The sequence below is a fragment of the Mesorhizobium sp. M8A.F.Ca.ET.202.01.1.1 genome (assembly GCF_004791595.1).
GTDB lineage: Bacteria > Pseudomonadota > Alphaproteobacteria > Rhizobiales > Rhizobiaceae > Mesorhizobium.
The window spans coordinates 81,009-97,613 of sequence record NZ_SRUN01000011.1; the positions used below are offsets into that span (position 1 = coordinate 81,009).

The window sequence follows — 16,605 nt, forward strand, 5'->3', positions numbered from 1 at the left end:
CAGGGATACCCGAGACTCTTCAGCAAACAGGGACGAAACCATGCAGATCGGAATGATGGGACTGGGCCGGATGGGCGCCAACATGGTGCGGCGTCTGATGCGCGACGACCACGAATGCGTCGTCTACGACATCAACCCGGCCAGCGTCGCGGCGCTGGTGAGCGACGGCGCGTCTGGAGCGGCCTCGATGGCGGAATTCGTCGGCAAGCTCACCAAGCCGCGCTGCGTGTGGCTGATGCTGCCGGCGGCGATCACCGGCAAGATCATCGACCAGGTCTCGGCGCTGATGGAGCCTGGCGACATCGTCATCGACGGCGGCAATTCCTATTATCACGACGCCGTCGACCAGGCCGCGAAACTCGCCACCAAGGGCATCCACCTTGTCGATGTCGGCACCAGCGGCGGTGTCTGGGGGCTGGAGCGTGGCTACTGCCTGATGATCGGCGGCCCCGACGTGGCGGTGCAGCATCTCGATTCGGTCTTTGCCACGCTGGCGCCTGGCGCCGATGCCGGCGCACCCACCCCGGACAAGACCGTCGGCACCGCACCCTTCGGTTACTTGCATTGCGGACCGAGTGGCGCCGGCCACTTCGTCAAGATGGTGCACAACGGCATCGAATATGGCGTCATGGCCGCCTATGCCGAAGGCATGAACATCCTGAAGTCGGCCAATGCGGGCAAGCGGCAACGAACGGCGGACGCCGAGACCAGCCCGTTGGAAAACCCGCAATACTACCAGTTCGACATCGATCTTCCGCAGGTGGCCGAGGTGTGGCGGCATGGCAGCGTCATCGGCTCCTGGCTGCTCGATCTCACCGCCGGCGCGTTGAAGAGCGATCCGGGCCTGGCGCAATTCGGCGGCCGGGTTTCGGATTCCGGCGAGGGCCGCTGGACGCTGAAGGCGGCGATCGACACCGGCGTGCCGGCGCCGGTCCTGTCCTCGGCCCTGTTCGACCGCTTCTCCTCGCAAGGCGAATCCGAATTCGCCGACAAGCTGTTGTCCGCCATGCGCTACGCCTTCGGCGGCCACATCGAAAAGCCGAAGGGCGGCAAGTGACGGCGACAGGGGAGACGCAGGCATGAGCCAGGAACGGTCCGACACGCTGGTGCTCTTCGGAGCGACCGGCGACCTCGCCCACAAGAAGATATTTCCAGCCCTCTACCAGATGGTCGCCAAGGGCACGCTCACCGAACCGGTGATCGGCGTCGCCTTCGACGCCTGGGATTTGAAGCAATTGCAGGACCGTGCCCGCGACGGCATCGTCAACGCGCTCGGCACGATCGACGAGAAGGTGTTCGCCAAGCTGGCGTCGCTGCTGCGCTATGTCAGCGGCGACTACCGCGATCCGGCCACTTTCGAGAAGCTGAAGACCGCACTCGGCAGCGCCCAGCGGCCGCTGCACTACATGGCGGTGCCGCCGACCATGTTCGAGACTGTCGTGCAAGGCCTGGAGCAATCCGGCACCGCGCACGGCGCCCGGCTGATGGTCGAAAAGCCCTTCGGCCACGATCTGCAGTCGGCCCGCTGGCTGAACCGTGTGCTGCATTTGGTGTTCGACGAACAGTCGATCTTCCGCATCGACCACTATCTCGGCAAGGAAGCGATCCAGAACCTGCTCTATTTCCGCTTCGCCAACGCTTTGCTCGAGCCGATCTGGAACCGCAATTACGTCGAGAGCGTCCAGATCACCATGGCCGAGGATTTCGGCGTCGAAGGGCGGGGGCGGTTCTACGACGATGTCGGCGCTATCCGCGACGTCATCGAGAACCATCTGCTCAACATCCTGCTGCTCTTGGCCATGGAGCCGCCGGTCGGCCGCTCGGCGGATGACTTGATCGACGAGAAGGTGCAGGTGCTGCGCGCCATCCGCACCCTGACCAAGAGCGATGTCGTGCGCGGCCAGTTCACCGGCTATCTCGCCGAGCCCGGCGTCGCGCCGAACTCGCCGGTCGAGACCTTCGCGGCGGTGCGTTTTTTCGTCGACACCTGGCGCTGGCAGGACGTGCCGTTCTTCATCCGCGCCGGCAAGAACATGCCCGTGCATGTCACCGAGGTGGTGGTGCGGCTGAAGCGGCCGCCGCTCGACGTCTTCGACCCGATCAAGCCCGCCGACCAGAATTATGTCCGTTTCCGCATCGACCCGCAGGTGATGATCGCCATCGGCGCCCAGCGCAAGGCGCCCGGCGACGACATGATCGGCGAGCAGGTGGAACTGACCGCGCTCGACGACTCGAAGGGCGACATGCCGCCCTATGAACGGCTGATCGGCGACGCCATGAACGGCAATGGCCAGCTCTTCACCCGTCAGGACGCGGCGGAACTGGCCTGGCGCATCGTCGGCCCGGTGCTCGGCGACACCACGCCGCCACATCTTTACGAGCCGAAGACATGGGGACCGGAGGACGCCATGGCCGGCTTCGGGCCGCCCAATGGCTGGATCGATCCGGTGGCATGAACGGAGGGGACAAGATGGCCAAGGCGGTGAAGCAGGCTGCGTCGGACACCGGGCAGGTTGTCCTTTCGGTCGACATTGGCGGCTCGCGCGTCAAGATCCTGACCAGCGACGGCGGCACCGAGCGCCGGACGGATTCCGGACCGGACCTGACGCCGCGGCAAATGATCGACAAGGTGAAAAAGCTCGCCGAGGGCCTGTCCTATGACGTTATCTCCATGGGCTATCCAGGCCCGGTGCGCCACAACAAGCCGGTGCTTGACCCCATGAATCTCGGCAAGGGCTGGGCCGGCTTCGATTTCGCCGCGGAGTTCGGCAAGCCAGTCAAGGTGGTCAATGATGCGCTGATGCAGGCCATCGGCAGCTATGAGGGCGGGCGCATGCTGTTCCTCGGTCTCGGAACCGGCCTCGGCGCGGCGATGGTCTTCGACAATGTCGGTCAGCCGATGGAACTCGCCCATCTTCCCTACCGAAAAGGCCGGAGTTTCGAGGATTATGTCGGCGAACGCGGCCTGGAAAAACGCGGCAAGAAGAAGTGGCGCGGCTATGTCTTCGACGTCGTCAACCGGCTACGAGCCGCCCTGCAGCCAGACTATGTCGTCATCGGCGGCGGCAATGTCGACAAGCTCGACGAATTGCCCGCCCACTCCAGACGCGGTGACAACACACGCGCCTTCGAAGGCGGATTTCGTCTATGGCGCGACAAGGCGCTGATCGTCTGAGAGTATTACAGTTTAGTATAGTCGTTCAAAATGACGTGTGATGCCGCGCCGATAGATTGCATTGTGCAGATTTGCCGACTAGGAAGTCAGCCCCACTACATCGCGTCGCGCGCGACGCACAATGACGACGCACTTTAATTTTGCGCATCATCCTTTTTGAAAACGGCCCCATTTTCGAGGTCATGCGCCATGGATGGAGAAATAGATTGACCGACGAAGACAGCCACGCCAGCAAGACCCTCGACCTTCTCGAACTGACCGCCCATATCGTATCGGCTTATGTCGAGAAGAATCGCCTGCCTGCGTCCGGCCTTCCCGAGCTGATCGCCAGCGTCAGCGCCTCGATCAGCGGGCTCGGTCAGCCGGTCGCTCCGGTGGCGGCACCGCTGGTCCCGGCCGTCAACCCGAAGAAGTCGGTGACGCCGGATTTCATCATCTGCCTCGAGGACGGCAAGAAATTCAAATCGCTGAAGCGTCACCTCGGCGTGCATTTCGGCCTGACGCCGGATGCCTACCGCGCCAAATGGGGCTTGCCGTCTGACTATCCGATGGTTGCTCCCAACTATGCGGCTTCGCGCTCCGAACTGGCGAAGTCGATCGGCCTCGGCCGCAAGGCCGTCGCCCCGGCGCCCGTCAAGGGCAAAGGCCGGAAGGCCAAGGTTTCGGCCTGAGCAATTCAGTCCTGAGCCAATATTTAGGACGACTGGAACGGAAGCCTGCCGGCGAAATCGCCTTGGCAGGCTTCATGTTTTTGTGGCTTGGATGAAGCGGACAGGTGCTTTGAGGGGGAACTGCCATGAACTACACCAGGATGGTGATCGAGAAAGAAGCACCGGAGGAATACGGCTACGATCGTATCCGCTACAATCTTTCCGAAAGTTCGATCGCCGACCAGAAGCTCTCCGACATCGGCCTGTCGCTGCCCGACCTGACGCTTTTCTATGGCGAGCATCGTGGCGACAAGGACTTGCGCGCCCTGGTCGCGGCGCAGGATGCCGGCATCTCGCCCGATGATGTGCTGGTCACCGCCGGCGCCGCCGGCGCGCTGTTCATCATCTCGACATCGCTTCTGTCGGCCAGCGATCATCTCGTCGTCATCAGGCCCAACTACGCCACCAACATCGAAACGCCGCGGGCGATCGGCTGCGCCATCAGCTTCGTCGACCTCGCCTTCGACGAAGGCTTCGCCATTGATGTCGAGCGCGTCAGGGCGGCGATGCGGCCGAACACCAGGCTGATCAGCGTCACTTGCCCGCACAACCCGACCGGCACCATGATGAGCCGCGCCGAATTGGACGCACTGGTCGCGCTCGCCGAAGCCAGCGACTGCCATCTGCTGGTCGATGAGACCTATCGCGACCTCTCCTATGGACGGCGCCTGCCCTCGGCGGCCTCGCTGAGCAACAAGGCGATCAGCGTCTCGTCACTGTCGAAAGCCTTCGGCATTCCCGGCATCCGCATCGGCTGGCTGGTCACCAGGGATGCTGCCCTCCAGGAAAAATTCCTCGCCGCCAAGGAGCAGATCGGCATCTGCGGCAGCGTCATCGACGAAGGCATCGCGCGCGGCATGCTGGCGCGCCGGGACGCGTTTCTGGGAAAGCTGCTGCCCGAAATGGCCAGGCGCCGCGATATCGTCCAGGCATGGATCGACCGCGAACCTTTAGTCGACTGGGTGCGCCCCGAGGGCGGAGTGGTCGGCTTCCCGCGCCTCAATGTCGAGCCCGGCTTCGACCTCGACCGGTTCTATGTCAGGCTGCTGGAAGACCACGGCACCTATGTCGGACCCGGCCATTGGTTCGAGATGGAAAAGCGCTTCTTCCGCGTCGGCTTCGGCTGGCCGACGGAGGCCGAGTTGAAAGGCGGATTGGACGCGATTTCGGCCGCGCTGCGGCAGTAACTTCCGCGTGGGCTGGACGGTGCGGACCGAAAGTCCCTTGATCCAGGTTTGAATTTGAAGCATATCCGCCCCGAACTTTTATCCAGTTCCATTGGTCGAACAGCGCCCATCCGGGAAGTGCCCCGCGAGCCGATGCCCACCGCAACGGGGCCTCTTTCCATGATACCAGAACAAACTTTGCCGGAGCAGCGTTACGCCGCGTTCCGGCACAAAGCCTTCCTCAGCTATTGGACGGCGCGCTTTCTCACCACCTTCGCGACCATGATCGTTTCCGTCGCCGTCGGCTGGCAGGTCTATGACCTGACGCGCGATCCGTTCGACCTCGGCATTGTCGGCATCGTCCAGTTCCTGCCATCGCTGCTTCTGGTGCTGGTGACAGGTGTCGTCGCCGACCGCTTCGGCCGCCGGCTGATCATGACTCTGGCGACATTGGTCGAAGGCGCCTGCGCGCTGGCTCTGCTGTTTCTGACCCTGCGCGGCCTTACGACCCCGCTGCCGATCTTCGCCGTACTGGTCATGTTCGGCATTGCCCGAGCCTTCTATGGGCCGGCTTCGTCCTCGCTGTTCGCCAATCTCGTGCCGCAGCGGGATTTCGCCAACGCCATCGCCTGGAACTCCTCCGCCTGGCAGACGGCGACGATTGTCGGCCCTGTCGCAGGCGGCTTGCTCTATGGCGTGTCGGCGGAGGTGGCCTATGCCACGGCGGCAGTGCTGATGCTCGCTGCCGCGTTGCTCATCTTCACCATCCCCAAGCCCGCGCAACAGACGGCCACGGACAAGCCGACAATGGAGACGCTGTTTGCCGGCTTCCGCTACATCTGGAGCGAGAAGATCGTGCTCGGCGCCATCTCGCTCGACCTCTTTGCCGTGCTTCTGTCCGGCGCCTCGGCACTGCTGCCGGTCTATGCCCGCGATATTCTGCAACTCGGCCCCTGGGGCCTCGGCCTGCTGCGCTCGGCGCCGGGCATCGGTGCCATTTGCGTCGCCATCTGGCTTGCCGGCCATCCGATCCGCGATCATGCCGGCAAGATCATGCTGAGCTTCGTCGCGGCGTTCGGCGCCTGCACAGTGCTGTTCGGCCTGTCGACCCTTACCTGGCTGTCGATAGCGGCACTTGCCCTGCTCGGCGCCACCGACATGTTCAGCGTTTACATCAGGGAAACGCTGATCCAGCTGTGGACGCCCGACGCGGTGCGCGGCCGCGTCAACGCCGTCAACCAGGTCTTCGTCGGCGCCTCCAACGAGGTCGGCGAATTCCGCGCCGGCACCATGGCGGCACTGATCGGCACGGTTCCGGCGGTGGTCATCGGCGGCGTCGGCGCCGTCGCGGTTGCCGGCCTGTGGGCCTATCTGTTCCCCGCGCTGCGCAAGGTGAGGCACCTCAAGGGACGAAACTGAAGGCTTCATCGGTATCGGCGGGGCCGCGAATCTGTGCTAAGCCGCCGCCCAATCAACGAAAGGACGACACCTGTGAGCGAACCGACCGTGGCCGAGGCGACCGAAAATATCTATGCGTCGCTCCGGGCGGACAATGCCGACATCGACGCGCATATCGCGACGCTTAAGGCGGCGCTGACACGCGAGGGGATAAAACAGGCGGTCTTCGATCCTGCCAAATTGGCGCAGAACAACCGCTCGGGCCGCAAGTTGATGCAGGCTTACTTTCGGCAGCGCGGCGTGAGCGTGAGGTTTTCGGAGTAGTTTCCACACTCCGAAAAGCGATGGTCGGCCACATTGGCGGCCACTGGTCTGCCCTAACGCGCGGCCGGCCCGCCAAAAATCATCCGCAAGAACTCGTCGAGCCAGCGCTTTAGGTGCATGTCCCAGATCAGCCGGCCGCCGAGATGGTCGCGGCCGGGCTGGGCGCCGGGTAGCTCGAAACGATGGGCGCCGCGCACCACCCAGCGCTGCATCATCACCCTGGTGAGTTCGCCATGGAACTGGATGCCCCAGGCATTGTCGCGATAGCGGAAGGCCTGGTTGGGATAGGTCTCGTTCGTGGCCAGCAGCGTCGCGTCGCTCGGCAGCGAAAAGCCCTCGCGGTGGAACTGGTAGACCATTTCGGGCCAGTGCATCAGCTTCCTGCCGGCCTCGGTCCCCTTCAGCGGATACCAGCCGATCTCCACCAGCCCTTCGCCGTGGCCCTCGACCTTGCCGCCGAGATGATTGGCCAGCATCTGCGCGCCCAGGCAGATGCCGAGCAACGGCCGGTTTTCCCTGAGCGGGACTTCCAGCCAGTTGGTTTCGCGGCGGACGAACTCGTCCTCGTCATTGGCGCTCATTGGCCCGCCGAACACCACCGCGCCGGCATGGCCATCCAGCGTTTCCGGCAAGGCGTCACCGAGCGGCGGGCGGCGAATGTCGAGATCGAAGCCTTCTTCCAGGAGCATGTGGCCGACGCGTCCGGGGCTCGAATTCTCCTGATGCAGCACGATCAGGATCTTTGGCTTCGGGCTCGTTGCGCGCTGCATCGTTGGGCGAAATCCCGTCTATTCGTCGCTTGACGTCCCGCGCGCGCCTGGCGCATGCGCCGCGGCCTGGCGGCGCGCCTCGACCCGGTCGTGGCGCTCGACGCCGATCAGCTCGGCAACGCGCCACACCGTATTGTCCTCGAGCTCATGCAGCTCGCCATCGGCATAGACGATCTCCCACATCAGGCCGATGAAGGCCTTGCGCCCCTCCGCGTCGAGATGGCGCTTGAGCACGCTGGTGAAGGCATAGAGGTCGATCGCTTCATTGTCGGCGCGCTCGCCGGCGGCGACGAGCGCTTCGAGTTCGGCACCACTGATCGAATAGCTCTGCGCCAACACCGCCTTGAAGCGCTCCCACTCGACATCCTGGCGCACGCCATCGGCATTCATCACATGGTAGAGCAGCGCCGAAGCCGCGACGCGCGGATCGTCCGCGCTGGTGTGGCTGGCCGAGCCGGCCGGTAAATCCCTGAGAAACGACAGAACGCGCTCGAACATCAATTCATTCCCAAACGGCCCGATGGCCAGGTCAAATCACCCGATGGCCAAAATCAAAACAGCCGGAACCGGCGTGGCGACTTTTCCGCCTCGTCGTCCGGATCGACGCCTGGATCGTCCGGCAGGCGCGCCAGTTCTTCCGCCGGCTCGACGGCCTCGGCATCGGCCGGCACCGCGGCAAAGGCGGCGGCCGTGACCGGGGTGACATGATCCTCGCGGCTTTCGGCGTCCTTGCCCGTTGCCTCGTTGCCCGGGGCGGCATGATCGATCACCTCGACCGGCTTTTCAGGCCTGTCCGTCGCCTCGATGGCTACCACCGGGGCATCCGGTTCAACATCGCGACTGTCGATCAGTTGGCCAAGGCGTTCCATCGGCGCGCGCCATTCGAAGGCGTCGAGCCGCCCGGTGACCGGCGAGACCGGCGCCCAGCGCTCGGAGACGATGCCGTCGGCGACCCAGGCCGGATCGCGCGGCGCCCGAACCGCCTTGGAGAGCAGCTGCCGTACTTTGCCCTGGTCGCCGGTCTCGGCCTCCTCAATGTCGGCCAGGAGCAGATAGGCGCCCTCGCGGCGGTCCATGCGGATCGCGGCTTCGGCCTCGCGGCGGGCGGTCGACAAATCCTGCGCGTCGAGCGCCGCACGCGCCACCGTCATCGACGATTCGGTGTGGTTCTTCTTCATCTCCTGCAGCTTCTTTGCCCGGTTGAGCCGATCAAGCACGGCGTCGCCAGGCCTAGCATGGGTGTAAAGCTCGGCAATTTCGGGATGCGGCTCGGCCTTCCATGCGGTCTCGAGGATCTTCGAGCCCTTGCGCACGTCGTTCTGTTTGAACAGCGCGGCGGCGGCGGCAACGGCGGCAGGCGCGAAGTCGGGGGCGAGTCTGTTGGCCTCGATCGCCGCTGTCCTGGCAGCCGCGGGATCGCTGTCGGCGAGCGATTGCGCCTTGGCGGTCAACAGCACGGCGCGGCGGCGGTTGGCAGCGTCGCGCTCGATCTGCCGCGTCGACTTCTGCGCCTCGACCAGTTTCAGCGCACCGTCCCAATCGCCGCGCGCGGTCAGCTCCTCCAGCGTCGATTCGGCCGCCCATGCCAGTTGCGGCGCCACCGCGGCGGCGCGGCCGGCATAGTGCCGGGCGGCGTTGCGGTCGCCCAGGCGCTCGGCTTCCAGATAAAGCCCGCGCAGGCCAAGCAGCCGCATTTCCGGATCGTCGAGCATGCTCTCGAATTTTTGCCGCGCACCTTCATGGTCGCCTTCGAGCAGCGATGCCTGCGCTTCGAGCAGATGGATCAACGGCTCCTGGTCGGAGCGGATCAGCTTGGCGGCTTCCTTGGTCTTCTTGCGGGCCAGCGCCCCATCGCCGGCGCCGGCGGCGATCATGCCGGTCGACAGCGCCTGATAGCCACGGTCGCGGCGGCGCACGCGGAAATAGCGCGAAATTGTGTAGGGGCTGTTCCACAGCGACTTGATCAGCCACCAGACGATCATCACCGCCGCGACGACGGCGACGACGGCCACCGCCGCCACCATCAGGCTGACCTGGTACTGATAGCCGTTGAAGGTGACGACCATGTCGCCCGGCCGGTCGGCCAGCCAGGCAAAGCCCAGCCCGAGCGCGAAGACGACGATGAGGAAAGCGAGCAGGCGGATCATCGTGTTGCCCTCATGCCTTCATCGCGCCGGAGATCAGCGCGTCGACCTGGGTTTCGACCTCGATGCGCGCCTTCAGTTTGCCGGCAAAGTCGGCGCCCGCGGCCTTCGCGGCTTCCGGCAGCGTGTCATATTCGCTGAGCGCCTTGGCGTAGTCACCCTGAGTGACCGCAACCTCCATGCGCGCCACGGTTTCCGGCGCACCTTTACCTTCGACGGCCCCGATCGGCCGGATCTTGACCAGTGACTCGGCGCTCGACATCAAATTCTGCAGGAAGCCGGCATTCTGGTCGACCGGCGTGGCGGCGGCGACCATGGCATTGGCGGCGACGTCCATCTGCGAGGCGATCTCGGTGCGGGTCGGAACGCCCTTTTCGGCATAGGCACGCAAGGTCGCAAGCTGCGGCGCATCAGGCGAGATCGCGGCCAGCGTATCGAGTTCGGCCGAAAACGGCGCGCCACGGTCGAGCGCGGCCTTGAGCGCGGAAGCCGCGATGGCGAGCGCGATCTTCGGCTGCGACGCCTGTGCATCGACCTTGCCGGAAAGCTGCGACACCGACTGCTCGAGCGCGGCAAGCCGGCCTTCCTGCGCCTTCGCCGCCTCGCCCGTCGACTTCACCAGCGCATCGAGAGCCGCCATTTTTTCGTTGAGTGGGCCGAGATCGACGGGCGCCGCGCTGCCGGCCTTGCCGAGAGCGGCGACGGCCGTTTCGATCTGCTTGACCTTGTCGCCAAGTGCGGCGAGCCCGGCATTGTCGCCGGCGCCGCCCTTTTCGACCGCCGATTTCAGCGCCGCGACATCGCTCTTGACCTGGTCGAGCGCCGACGACAGGCCGTCGACCTTGGCCGATGCACCATTGTTGTTGCCGGCTTCCCTCATGTCTGCGATTTCGCTCTTCAACGAGGCGATCTCGCCATTGACGCCGTCGAGCGAGGCACCGGGAGCGGAACCCGGCGCGCCGAGCAGGCCGGCAAATTGCAGGCCACCGGCGCCGACCAGCGCGATGACACCGCCGATGATGCCGGCGGCGATGCCGTTGAGGCCGCCCCGCTTCGGCCGCGCTGCCATCGGCTCGCTCCTTGAGTCGGTTTTTCCGGCAGCCGCTTTGGCCTCGCCGGTCTTTGTGCTTGCGTCCTCGAAGCTGTAGTCGAACGCCCTGGCCTGGTTGGGAGGTGTATCCGAACCGGGATAAGGCATTTCCGGCTCGGCGGCTTCGGCCTCGGCATGCGGCGGCGCCTCTGTGCCGGACCGCCCGGCGGCGGCGTCGCCATGCTCCCAGGGTTCGAGATCCGCCTGATCGGCATGCACCGGCTCTTCCGGGAGCTCTGGTCGCGAGGCGTTCGCGGATTCCTCGGCCCTCGCCTCGTCGGTCTGGACGGTAACCTTGGCGGCATCCTCGTCGACGATGCGTGAGACGGCGCCCGGATCGAGGTCGATGGTCACCGGCTCGCGGCGGCTTTTCGAGTGTCGCATCTTCGGCGTCTTGACCATGCATGGGCTCCGCAAAATTCGCTTCGTCTCAACGCGCGGCGGCGCGTGATGGTTCTAAAAAGGGTCTAGCACATCACCAAGCGGTGAAAAGGGGCGGTGTGATGACGCGGGTCAGGGCCGTGCCCGCAAAAGTGCCAGCAGCGCCTCCTCGTCGGGCCGTGCGGCGACACGGATTGCTTTGCCGGCGCTGTCGCCGAAGGCGGCGGCGATGCGCGCGGAAAGGACAAAAAAACGCGTCTTTTCAAAGGCTTTTTGCAGGGCGGGTCGTCTGGCCAGGACCTGCATCGCGGCAGCGGCGTTGGCCGAATAGAGCAGCACCACATCGACCGCTTGGCCTGATAGCAGCGGAAGGATCGCTTCGTCCGAATAGCTCACCGCAAGCGTGTCATAAGTCTCTACGGCATGGACCTGGACATACGCTGCTTCCAGCTTCTGTTCGAAGGCAGCAAACCGCACGCGCCCACAGAGATAGACGATCGTTTTGCCGGAAAAGGCGGTCGCCATGCCGTCGGCCAGCGCCTCGGCATCGCCAGGCCCCTCGCTGACCGACAGAAAACCGGCTTTGCGCGCGGCCTCGGTGGTCCTCTTGCCGACAGCATGACAAGGCAGCCTGGAAAGCGCCGCTACCAGATCTCCAGAGGCATGGCGCACGGCATTGGCGCTGGTGATGGCGACGGCTGCGACATCGTCCGGAACCGCCTTGGCATCGACCGGCAGTGCCGTCGTCTCCGTCAATGGCAGGAGAAGAGGCTCAAAACCCATTTCTTTCAGCTTTCGCGCCGTGCGCGATGCACCGGGCTCCGGTCTGGTGACCAGGACGCGAAGCATTTTCAGAGCCAGCCGTCGAAGAACTTTTCGCCGGCCCTGGCGCGAACCGCCCGCGCGGCGTCAGCCCCCATTTCCGCCGCGTCCGTGGCCTCGCCTTCCAGCCGGACGTCATGCCACTCCGTGCCGTCGGGCGAGATGATCAGCCCGGCAAAGGACAGTTTCCCGCCCGATACCGTCGCATGGCCGGCGATCGGTGTGCGGCACGAGCCGTCGAGCGCGGCGAGAAACGCGCGTTCGCAGGCCAAGGCTTGGCCCGTCGGCACGTGATGGATCGCCGCAAGCATTGTCTCGATATCACGGTCGCCGACGCGCGTTTCGATGCCGATCGCGCCTTGTCCCGGCGCCGGCGGAAAATCCTCCAGCGGCATCAGGTCGGTAATCACGCCTTCGAGCCCGAGCCGCTTCAGCCCGGCATAGGCGAGAATGGTGCCCTCGGCGATGCCTTCATCCAGCTTGCGCAGCCTCGTCTGCACATTGCCGCGGAACATCACCACCTCGAAATCCGGCCGCATCCGGCGGATCAGCGCCTGGCGACGGAGCGATGACGATCCGACCTTGGCGCCATGCGGCAGATCGGCGATCCGCCTGACCGCCTTGCCTATGAAAGCGTCGCGCGCGTCCTCGCGCGGCAGGAAAGTGGAAAGCTCCAATCCGCCCGGAAGCACCGTCGGCATGTCCTTCGACGAATGCACGGCGATGTCGATACGCCCGTCGAGCAGCGCTTCCTCGATTTCCTTGGTGAACAGGCCTTTGCCGCCGGCCTCCGACAGTGGCCGGTCCTGAATACGGTCGCCGCTGGTCGAGATGGGCACCACTTCAAACGCCTGCTCGGGAAGGCCATGCGCTTTCATCAGCCGCACACGCGTCTCATGCGCCTGGGCAAGCGCCAGCGGGCTGCCGCGCGTTCCGATTTTGCAGGTTCCGATTTTCAAAGTTTGCATGGCGCGCGGTCCGTGATAACCCCCGAGCGAAATCGAGGTCTTGCCGGCCTTTTCCTAATGGGGAATAGCCTCATAAACAATCTCTTGGGATAGCGACGAATTGATCCGCGTTCTGGGCATTGAGACGAGTTGCGACGAGACCGCCGCCAGCGTCGTGGCGCTGGAGGGCGATGCCGCGCCGAAAATCCTGTCCAATGTCGTGCTCTCCCAGATCGAGGAACATGCCGCCTTCGGCGGTGTCGTGCCCGAGATCGCCGCGCGCGCCCATGTCGAGGCGCTGGACGGCATCGTCGAGGCGGCGCTCGCCGATTCGGGCGTGGCGCTGGCCGATATCGACGCGATCGCCGCAACCGCCGGTCCAGGCCTCGTCGGCGGGCTGATCGTCGGCCTGATGACGGCCAAGGCGATCGCCGCCGCGGCGAACAAGCCGCTGATCGCCGTCAACCACCTCGAAGGCCACGCCTTGACGGCGCGGCTGACCGACGGGCTCGAATTCCCCTACCTGCTGCTGCTGGTCTCCGGCGGCCACACGCAGATCCTCGCCGTGCGCGGCGTCGGCGAGTATCAGCGCTGGGCCACCACCATCGACGACGCGCTCGGCGAAGCCTTCGACAAGACCGCCAAGATGCTCGGCCTGCCCTATCCCGGCGGTCCGAATGTCGAGAAGGCGGCGCTATCGGGCAACCCGTCGCGCTTTGCCTTCCCGCGGCCGATGAAGGGCTCGGCGCAGCCCGATTTTTCCTTTTCCGGCTTGAAGACCGCCGTGCGCCAGGCGGCAACCGCGATCGAGCCCCTGAGCGACCAGGATGTCGCCGACATCTGCGCGTCGTTCCAGGCGGCGGTCGCCGATGCATTGGCCGACCGCGTTTCTCGCGCCCTGGCACGCTTTCGCGAGACATTCCCTGGCACGAAAAGCCCGTCGCTGGTCGTCGCCGGCGGCGTCGCCGCCAACCGCGCCATCAAGGCGACGCTGGAACGGCTCTGCGCCGAGGCCGGCTTCACCTTCGTCGCGCCGCCGCTGAAATTGTGCACCGACAATGCCGCGATGATTGCCTGGGCCGGCATCGAGCGGCTGCGCGCAGGCATGGCGCAGGAGAACGGCTTCGATTTCGTGCCGCGCTCGCGCTGGCCCCTGGACAGCGTCTCGACGCCAATGGTCGGCTCCGGTCGGCGCGGAGCCAAGGCATGACAGATCGGGCCACGAAGAGCGCGGGCCGGGGCAAAAGTGGCTGGCGTGTCGCCGTGCTCGGCGGCGGCGCCTGGGGCACGGCGCTGGCGCTGGCCATGCTGCGCGCCGGCCATGCCGTGCGGCTGTTCGCGCGTGACCCTGAAACCGTGGCCTCGATCGGTCGAGGCGAGAACCCACGCTACCTGCCCGGCATCGCCATCGCGCCAGGCATCGAGGCGACGAGCGACATCGAGGCGGCGCTCACTGGCGCCGATTGCGTGCTGGCGGTGACGCCGGCGCAGGCGTTGCGCGCGACTCTGGCGGCCGCGAAGGATCATATGCCGGCCGGCATTCCGCTCGTGCTCTGCGCCAAGGGCATCGAGCGCGACACCGGCGCCTTGCTGTCGGCAATCGCCCTGGAAATCCTGCCGCGAAACCCGGTCGCCGCCTTGTCCGGGCCGAGCTTCGCCAGCGATGTCGCCCGCGGCCTGCCGACGGCGGTCGTGGTGGCCGCCGGCGACGAGGCGCTCGCCGCCGACCTTGCCGCCCGTTTCTCGGCTGAAAACCTGCGCTGCTATTCGAGCGACGACCTGATCGGCGTCGAGATCGGCGGCGCCTTGAAGAACGTCTTCGCCATCGCCGCCGGCGCCGTCACCGGGGCCGGGCTCGGCGCCAGCGCCCAGGCCGCCATGGTCACGCGCGGCTTCGTCGAGCTGCGCCGCATCGGTGCCGCCTTCGGCGCCAGGCCCGAGACCCTGATGGGGCTTTCCGGCCTCGGCGACCTGCTGCTCACCTGCTCGTCCACCCAATCGCGCAATTTCGCTTATGGGCTGGCGCTCGGGCAAGGCAAGGCGCTTTCCGGGCTGCCGCTGGCCGAGGGCGTGCCGACGGCGGCCATCGCCGCCCGCATCGCCGCCGAGCGCAACATCGATGCGCCGATCATCGCCGCCGTGGCCGCCATCCTGGACGGCACCATCACCATCGGCGAGGCCGTGACGGCCTTGATGACCCGGCCGCTGAAGACCGAGACCAACGATTGACGACCATCAGGAGAAAGACATGCTGTTTGCACTGATTTGCAAGGACAAGCCCGGAAGCCTGCAGGTGCGCGTTGATACGCGGCCCGCGCATGTCGCCTTTCTCGAGGCGCTGAATGGCGAGAAGAAGCTGGCCTTCGCCGGCCCGTTCCTCGATGCTGATGGCAAGCCGAACGGCACGCTCGCCGTGATCGAAGCGCCCGATATGGCCGGAGCGCAGGCGCTGTCGGCCGCCGACCCCTATGCCAAGGCGGGGCTGTTCGAGAGCGTCGAAATCCGCCCGTGGAACTGGGTCTTCAACAAGCCGGCGGCCGGCTAACCGGCAGGAGAACGAAAATGAACTACTGGCTGTTCAAATCCGAACCCTCGGTTTTCTCCTTCGAGGCGTTGAAGGCCAAGGGCAAGGCCGGCACCCAATGGGACGGCGTGCGCAACTACGCCGCCCGCAACAACATGAAGGCCATGCAGATCGGCGATCTCGGCTTCTTCTACCATTCCAACGAGGGGCTGAACGTGGTCGGCATCGCCGAGGTCTGCGCGCTGGCCCATCCCGACACCACATCGGATGATCCGCGCTGGGAGTGTGTCGACATCCGCGCCGTCAGGGACGTGCCGAACCCGCCGACGCTGGAAGACGTCAAGGCCAATCCAAAACTGGCCGAGATGGCGCTGGTGCGGCTCGGACGGCTTTCCGTGCAGCCGGTGACCCCGGCCGAATGGAAGGAAGTCTGCCGCATGGGCGGCCTGACGCCTGCGCCGTGACGGCGCTCACCTCCGACAGCGCCAGGCAGTTCATTCTCGACAACACGGCGCTGATGGCGCCGCCGCATGTACCGGAGATTCTTCTCCACCTCGCCGACGAAGCGCACGATCTTTGGCAGCGGACCGAGGACGAACTGGTCGAGATCGGCCTGCCGCCGCCCTTCTGGGCTTTTGCCTGGGCCGGCGGCCAGGGCCTCGCCCGCCATGTCATCGACCATCCCGCCATGGTGCGAGGCAAGCACGTGCTCGACTTCGCCTCGGGTTCCGGCCTCGTCGCCATCGCCGCCGCCAGGGCCGGTGCCGCGGCCGTGACCGCAGCCGACATCGACCCGTTCTGCGCCACCGCGGTTCGTCTCAACAGCGAGGCCAACGGTGTTCCGATCGAATTCCTCGGCGCGGACTGTATCGGCACCGATGCGGGCTGGGACGTGGTCCTGGCTGGCGACGTCTTCTATGACAAACCCTTCGCCGACCGGCTGATGCCGTGGTTTTCGGCGCTCAAACGGCGTGGCGCCGACATCCTGGTCGGCGATCCCGGCCGGTCCTATCTGCCGCGGTCGGGGCTGGCGCCGCTTGGCGTCTATCAGGTGCCGGTGACACGGGCGCTCGAGGATGCCGAGGTCAAACGTACGACCGTGTGGCGGCTGCTTGACGCCATCGCCGAACAGGCGTTTCCATAAACCGCATCTG

Annotated in this window: 18 protein-coding genes; 12 read left to right on the plus strand and 6 right to left on the minus strand. The window is 65.6% G+C overall.

From position 1 onward, the window contains the following. Positions 1-40 precede the first annotated feature (40 nt). The 7 genes from gnd (at position 41) to EN845_RS22865 (ending at position 6,773) form a co-directional block, all read left to right on the plus strand. Positions 41-1,057, plus strand: a complete 1,017-nt coding sequence (gnd, locus tag EN845_RS22835) for a phosphogluconate dehydrogenase (NAD(+)-dependent, decarboxylating) (RefSeq protein ID WP_127277935.1) — start codon at positions 41-43, stop codon at positions 1,055-1,057. Between the two features lie 22 nt (positions 1,058-1,079). Continuing rightward, on the plus strand, positions 1,080-2,456 hold the full coding sequence (gene zwf / locus EN845_RS22840; protein ID WP_127872854.1) for a glucose-6-phosphate dehydrogenase: 1,377 nt from the start codon (positions 1,080-1,082) through the stop codon (positions 2,454-2,456). A 14-nt stretch (positions 2,457-2,470) separates the two neighbouring features. Then, complete coding sequence (locus EN845_RS22845) at positions 2,471-3,175, plus strand: ROK family protein (protein ID WP_127872908.1); 705 nt, start codon at positions 2,471-2,473, stop codon at positions 3,173-3,175. Between the two features lie 206 nt (positions 3,176-3,381). Continuing rightward, complete coding sequence (locus EN845_RS22850) at positions 3,382-3,846, plus strand: MucR family transcriptional regulator (protein ID WP_127277932.1); 465 nt, start codon at positions 3,382-3,384, stop codon at positions 3,844-3,846. Between the two features lie 125 nt (positions 3,847-3,971). Beyond that, positions 3,972-5,072: an aminotransferase class I/II-fold pyridoxal phosphate-dependent enzyme gene (locus tag EN845_RS22855; protein WP_127872853.1), complete on the plus strand. Its 1,101-nt coding sequence runs from the start codon at positions 3,972-3,974 to the stop codon at positions 5,070-5,072. A gap of 159 nt (positions 5,073-5,231) precedes the next feature. Beyond that, a complete protein-coding gene (locus tag EN845_RS22860) occupies positions 5,232-6,470 on the plus strand; it encodes an MFS transporter (protein ID WP_127872852.1) in 1,239 nt (412 codons plus the stop codon). A 72-nt stretch (positions 6,471-6,542) separates the two neighbouring features. Continuing rightward, positions 6,543-6,773, plus strand: coding sequence for a hypothetical protein (locus EN845_RS22865; RefSeq protein WP_127277929.1), 231 nt, complete (start codon positions 6,543-6,545; stop codon positions 6,771-6,773). Between the two features lie 53 nt (positions 6,774-6,826). On the opposite strand, the gene EN845_RS22870 is transcribed toward EN845_RS22865, so the two are convergent. The 6 genes from EN845_RS22870 to hemC all read right to left on the minus strand — a co-directional run bounded on the left by EN845_RS22870 (position 6,827) and on the right by hemC (position 12,948). After that, on the minus strand, positions 6,827-7,543 hold the full coding sequence (locus EN845_RS22870; RefSeq protein ID WP_127277928.1) for a glutamine amidotransferase: 717 nt from the start codon (positions 7,541-7,543) through the stop codon (positions 6,827-6,829). Between the two features lie 18 nt (positions 7,544-7,561). After that, a complete protein-coding gene (locus EN845_RS22875; protein WP_127277927.1) occupies positions 7,562-8,041 on the minus strand; it encodes a TerB family tellurite resistance protein in 480 nt (159 codons plus the stop codon). 53 nt (positions 8,042-8,094) lie between these two features. Then, a complete protein-coding gene (locus EN845_RS22880) occupies positions 8,095-9,690 on the minus strand; it encodes a heme biosynthesis protein HemY (RefSeq protein ID WP_127872851.1) in 1,596 nt (531 codons plus the stop codon). Between the two features lie 10 nt (positions 9,691-9,700). Continuing rightward, a complete protein-coding gene (locus EN845_RS22885) occupies positions 9,701-11,179 on the minus strand; it encodes a COG4223 family protein (RefSeq protein ID WP_127872850.1) in 1,479 nt (492 codons plus the stop codon). Positions 11,180-11,290: 111 nt separating this feature from the next. Further along, positions 11,291-12,007: a uroporphyrinogen-III synthase gene (locus EN845_RS22890; protein ID WP_127872849.1), complete on the minus strand. Its 717-nt coding sequence runs from the start codon at positions 12,005-12,007 to the stop codon at positions 11,291-11,293. A gap of 2 nt (positions 12,008-12,009) precedes the next feature. Beyond that, positions 12,010-12,948 (minus strand): hydroxymethylbilane synthase, encoded by a 939-nt coding sequence (hemC, locus tag EN845_RS22895; RefSeq protein ID WP_127872848.1) that lies wholly within the window; start codon positions 12,946-12,948, stop codon positions 12,010-12,012. Positions 12,949-13,051: 103 nt separating this feature from the next. Here hemC and tsaD point away from each other — a divergent pair, with 103 nt between their 5' ends. From tsaD to EN845_RS22920, 5 genes are read left to right on the plus strand one after another with little or no spacing between them, the layout of a single operon-like run. Then, a complete protein-coding gene (gene tsaD, locus EN845_RS22900) occupies positions 13,052-14,137 on the plus strand; it encodes a tRNA (adenosine(37)-N6)-threonylcarbamoyltransferase complex transferase subunit TsaD (RefSeq protein WP_189343598.1) in 1,086 nt (361 codons plus the stop codon). Next, complete coding sequence (locus EN845_RS22905; RefSeq protein ID WP_127872846.1) at positions 14,134-15,156, plus strand: NAD(P)H-dependent glycerol-3-phosphate dehydrogenase; 1,023 nt, start codon at positions 14,134-14,136, stop codon at positions 15,154-15,156. Before tsaD ends, EN845_RS22905 begins: the two co-directional genes overlap by 4 nt. Before the next feature lie 19 nt (positions 15,157-15,175). Next, the gene (locus EN845_RS22910) at positions 15,176-15,472 is read left to right on the plus strand and encodes a YciI-like protein (RefSeq protein WP_127278253.1); all 297 of its coding nucleotides are present in this window, start codon (positions 15,176-15,178) and stop codon (positions 15,470-15,472) included. A gap of 17 nt (positions 15,473-15,489) precedes the next feature. Further along, positions 15,490-15,915, plus strand: coding sequence for an EVE domain-containing protein (locus EN845_RS22915; protein ID WP_127278254.1), 426 nt, complete (start codon positions 15,490-15,492; stop codon positions 15,913-15,915). After that, positions 15,912-16,595, plus strand: a complete 684-nt coding sequence (locus tag EN845_RS22920) for a methyltransferase (protein ID WP_127872845.1) — start codon at positions 15,912-15,914, stop codon at positions 16,593-16,595. The genes EN845_RS22915 and EN845_RS22920 overlap by 4 nt, the downstream gene beginning before the upstream one ends. Positions 16,596-16,605 lie beyond the last annotated feature (10 nt).